Below are 4,052 nucleotides of genomic sequence, written 5' to 3'. Positions count from 1 at the left end.
ATCGTGGCGCAGGGCAAGCGCCAGGCCCGTAGGCGGCGACCGCGCCAATCAGCGGCGCGCCACGCACCTGCATGGTGCGGATGGCGTGCGCCACCTGGTCGCGCCCGGTCAGGCGCAGAATATCGAGCGACCAAGGCAGCCGGGTCTGGTCAAAGATATGGACTGACCAGCCATCCTCCGCATCCACCCAGACACTACGATAGGAGACGTTATCAATTTTCATATATTCATTGCCACCGTCGAAAAACCGGAACACATCACAGGGACGCGTAGGGAAGCATCCGGCTCGCGTGTATTCAAGCCCCCCGGGGCGAATACTTTATCAGGGAATGCCGGGATTTTCTCCCCGCATACAGGCATGGATCATACGGGCGGCGTCATACCGCCCCTTCCCGCCCGCGCGCCCGACATAGATGTGCGCGGAAAGCGGGAATAAAAGAGGTAACATGCCGGTATGACGATACTGGATGATGTCCTGCCGCGTTTCACCTTCCGTGAACGGCACGCGATCACGATTGCCGCCCCGGCGGACAGGATTCTTGCCTGCGTCCGCCATTACCGGGCGCGGGAGGACCCGCTGGTCCGTACCGCGATCCGCCTGCGCGAGACACCCGCGCGGCTGCTGGGCCGATCATGCCGGCCGCCACTGGACCTTGATGACTTCACGCCACTGGGGCGTGCGGGAGACAACGAACTGGCCATGGGCCTGATCGGGAAGTTCTGGAAGGCGGATTACGGACTGCTTCCCGTTACCTGCGCGGCGTCCTTCATGGCCTGCCGCCGCGATGATGTCTGCAAGCTGGCGATGGGCTTTCACGTTCACCCCGCGCCGGGTGGCCGGTCCGCCTGATGACGGAGACGCGCGTTTTCTGCCCCACCCCGGCGGTACTGTGGCGTTTCGCGCCCTACTGGTACCTGATCCGCCCCGTCAGCGGCCTGATCCGGCAGCGGATGCTGGCCATGCTCAGGCGGCAGGCCGAACAGGGGGAGCGCGTAAAAGACGGGGGCGCATAAAAAAACATCCCGCCATGCACGGGCATGGCGGGATGTTCCGGTTCACACCAACCGGGTGGATCAGCCCTGCGGGCCGTCCGACACCGGCAGGCGGGTCAGGATGGAGGTCAGGCGCTGGGCGAAGCCGGTCGGATCCTTCGGGCTTTCACCATCCTGAATCCGGGCCATGTCCATCAGCACCAGCGCAATATCCTGCACCGGGTCGCCATTCCTTACCCGCGTGGCCAGATCGAGGATCAGCGGATGGCCGGGATTGACCTGCAGCACCGGGGCCGTATCGGGCACCTGCTGGCCGCTGCGCTTCATGAGCCGGATCATCTGCAGGTCAGGGCCAGATTCGGGGGCCGCCAGCACCACGGCGCTGTTGACCAGCCGGTTGGTGCCCTTCACGTCCGATACCGCGTCGCCCAGCGCTTCCTTCAGCGCGGGAACGACCACTTCCAGCGCGCTCTTTTCCTCCGCCGTTTCCTCAGGCGCGCCGAACTTTTCCAGATCGGTGTGGAACTGGCTGATATTGCGCAGCGGCGTGTCCTTGTACACGCCCAGACGGTCCGGCCAGAAGGAGTCCACCGCGTCCGACAGCAGCAGCACCTCGATCCCGCGTGCGCGGAAGCCTTCAAGCTGCGGCGAGGTCGGCAGCATTTCCGTCCGGTCGCCGGTCAGGTAATAGATCGCTTCCTGTTCCGGCTTCTTGCGTTCCAGATACGCATCCAGCGTGGTCCAGCCCTCCTGCGTGCTGGACCGGAAGCGCGCGATGGTGGCCAGTTCGGTGCGGTGCTCGGCGTCATCCCAGATGCCTTCCTTGAAGGTGGGGCCGAAATTGTCCCAGAATTTCTCGAAATCCGCTTCGTCCTTCGCGCGGGTCTTGAGTTCCGAGATCACGCGGTTGGTCACGGCCTTGCGGATGCGCGCCAGTACGGGAGTGGCCTGCAGCATCTCGCGCGAGACGTTGAGCGGCAGATCCTCCGTATCGACCACGCCGGTTACAAAGCGCAGCCACGGCGGCAGCAGCCCGGCATCGTCGGTAATGAACATGCGGCGCACATGCAGGCGGATCTGGCTTTCACGCACCGGCTCGGCGAATTCGAAGGGCTTGCTGCCCGGAATGAACAGCAGGGCGGAGAATTCCAGCGTTCCTTCGGCATGCCAGTGCAGCGTGGCCCACGGCGTATCGAAATTATGGCTGACGTGACGGTAGAACTCGTTGAGCTGTTCCTCGTCGATCTCGCCACGCGGCTTGCGCCACAGGGCCGTGCCCTTGTTGGCGGCCGTCTCCTCGCCGTCCTTGACGATGCTGATGGGCCAGGAGATGTGATCGGCCCATTTGCGCACGATCGTCTCAAGCTGCCACGAATCAAGGAAATCGTTCGCGTCTTCCTTGATGTGCAGGATGATGTCGGTGCCCGCCTTCTCACGCGTGGCGGGGCTTATGGTGTAATTGCCCTTGCCGGTGGAGGACCAGCGCCACGCTTCCTCGCTTCCCGCGCGGCGTGAGATCACGTCCACCCGGTCCGCCACCATGAAGGCGGCATAGAAGCCCACGCCGAACTGCCCGATCAGGCTCGGCTTGTCCTCGGGCTTGGCGTTGGCCAGTTCCTCGCCAAAGGCGCGGGTGCCGGAACGCGCGATGGTGCCCAGGTTGCGGGCCAGTTCATCCTTGCCCATGCCCGCGCCATCATCGCTGATGGTCAGCAGGCGGGCATCCTTGTCGGGGTTGATGCGGATCTTCGCATCATCGGGCAGGGCGCGCGCGCCGTCGGTCAGGGCCTCGAAACGGCGCTTGTCGGTGGCGTCGGCGGCGTTGGCCACCAGTTCACGCAGGAAAATTTCACGTTCCGAGTAAAGCGCATGCACCACAAGGTCGAGCAGCCGCCCGACCTCGGCGCTGAATTCATGCTGTTCACCCGTGGCTTCGGGCGTCGTTGTGGTTGTCTGTTCGGTCATTGTCTGTCCTGTTATTTATGAAAATGCCGGTAGATTACAATTTGTAAGGGATATGGAAATCTTCACGGGGATTTTCAATGGCCTGCGCCAGCGTGTTTTTCAACGGCCGTCTGAAAACCCTGCCCTTCGCGGCATCCCGCAAATCCTGGGGGGAGTTTCTGGTGCCGCTTTTTTCAAAAAGCTTCAGGGAACGCCGCCTTTTTGAAAAAAGGAGGCACCCAAAACTTTTACTGTTTTTTATCAGGTAGTTATTTTCAGGCAGCGTCTCAGTCAAAATCCGTCGGCAGGTCCGCATTGCGGGCATGGACGAACATGCGCGCGATCTGTTCGGGCAGTACGCGCCCCACCGACAGATCGGCGGGAATGTCCGCCGCACCGAACCAGCCGATTTCCGATGTCTCGATACTGGTGCACGCCACACCGCCGGTCAGTTCACACAGGAAGAACAGCGTATAGCACGGAAACGGTCCGGGCGGATGGCCCTGCCGGTCACGGTCCCACACGGCGGCAAGGCGGATCACGCGGATGGTGTGGCCACTTTCCTCCCGCACTTCCTTGATCACGTTTTCCACCGGGGTCAGGTTCACATCCGCCCACCCGCCCGGCAGGGTCCAGCGGTCATGGTCCAGCCGCTCGCGCACCATCAGGATACGCCCGCGCGCGTCGAACACGCCCGCGCGGACCACGACCTTGGGCGTGGCGTAGCCGTGCTGGCCGGTCAGGAGGTCCAGCACGCGCTCCATCACCGCCCCGCTGCCCACGGCCATCATGTCGGCCGCGATTTTCCTTATGCTTTCATAACGTTCCCGATCGAACGGGTTCTGGGTAAAGGCCAGTCCGCTCTGCGCCAGGGCCTGCAGTTCACGCGCCCATAGCAGCCATTGCGGCATGGCCCGCGCCGTCACGGGGTCTCTCCATCAGGCGACCAGCCGGGCGGGGCGAGCTCAAAGCTGCTGAATACGAAAGCAGGCGCGACCTGACAGGCCACAAGGCTCCAGCCCCCCTGGCTGGACGCGGCCTGCCATGCCCCGGCGGGCACCACGGCCTGAAGCACCTGCCCCTGCCCCACAAGCGGGCCGAGCAGGACACGGCTG

At 63.5% G+C, this 4,052-nt stretch carries 6 protein-coding genes and 1 pseudogene; 2 read left to right on the top strand and 5 right to left on the bottom strand.

Annotation, left to right across the window (positions count from 1 at the left end):
* A pseudogene (locus tag JCM25156_RS10365) lies at positions 1-223 on the bottom strand (S-methyl-5-thioribose-1-phosphate isomerase); the annotation flags it as partial.
* A gap of 231 nt (positions 224-454) precedes the next feature.
* Between JCM25156_RS10365 and JCM25156_RS23400 the strand changes: the two are divergent.
* Together JCM25156_RS23400 and JCM25156_RS32380 are read left to right on the top strand one after the other, a co-directional pair.
* Complete coding sequence (locus JCM25156_RS23400; protein WP_306301747.1) at positions 455-850, top strand: hypothetical protein; 396 nt, start codon at positions 455-457, stop codon at positions 848-850.
* Positions 850-1,014, top strand: a complete 165-nt coding sequence (locus JCM25156_RS32380) for a phospholipase D-like domain-containing protein (protein WP_306301746.1) — start codon at positions 850-852, stop codon at positions 1,012-1,014. Before JCM25156_RS23400 ends, JCM25156_RS32380 begins: the two co-directional genes overlap by 1 nt.
* Positions 1,015-1,074: 60 nt before the next feature.
* Here JCM25156_RS32380 and htpG read toward each other — a convergent pair whose 3' ends face one another.
* From htpG to JCM25156_RS10335, 4 genes are all read right to left on the bottom strand, one after another.
* Positions 1,075-2,958, bottom strand: a complete 1,884-nt coding sequence (gene htpG, locus JCM25156_RS10350; protein WP_025813028.1) for a molecular chaperone HtpG — start codon at positions 2,956-2,958, stop codon at positions 1,075-1,077.
* A gap of 34 nt (positions 2,959-2,992) precedes the next feature.
* Complete coding sequence (locus tag JCM25156_RS30215; protein ID WP_206777862.1) at positions 2,993-3,232, bottom strand: hypothetical protein; 240 nt, start codon at positions 3,230-3,232, stop codon at positions 2,993-2,995.
* Entirely contained in the window at positions 3,225-3,848 is a 624-nt protein-coding gene (locus JCM25156_RS10340; RefSeq protein WP_025813027.1) for an NUDIX hydrolase, read from the bottom strand. The genes JCM25156_RS30215 and JCM25156_RS10340 overlap by 8 nt, the downstream gene beginning before the upstream one ends.
* Before the next feature lie 11 nt (positions 3,849-3,859).
* Positions 3,860-4,052 (bottom strand): cupin domain-containing protein (locus tag JCM25156_RS10335; RefSeq protein WP_025813025.1); only part of this gene is annotated, 193 nt, incomplete at its 5' end.

This window comes from Komagataeibacter kakiaceti JCM 25156 (assembly GCF_000613305.1).
The sequence above is the reverse complement of the archived record's forward strand: the minus strand, read 5'-3'. Positions and strand labels throughout refer to the sequence as shown.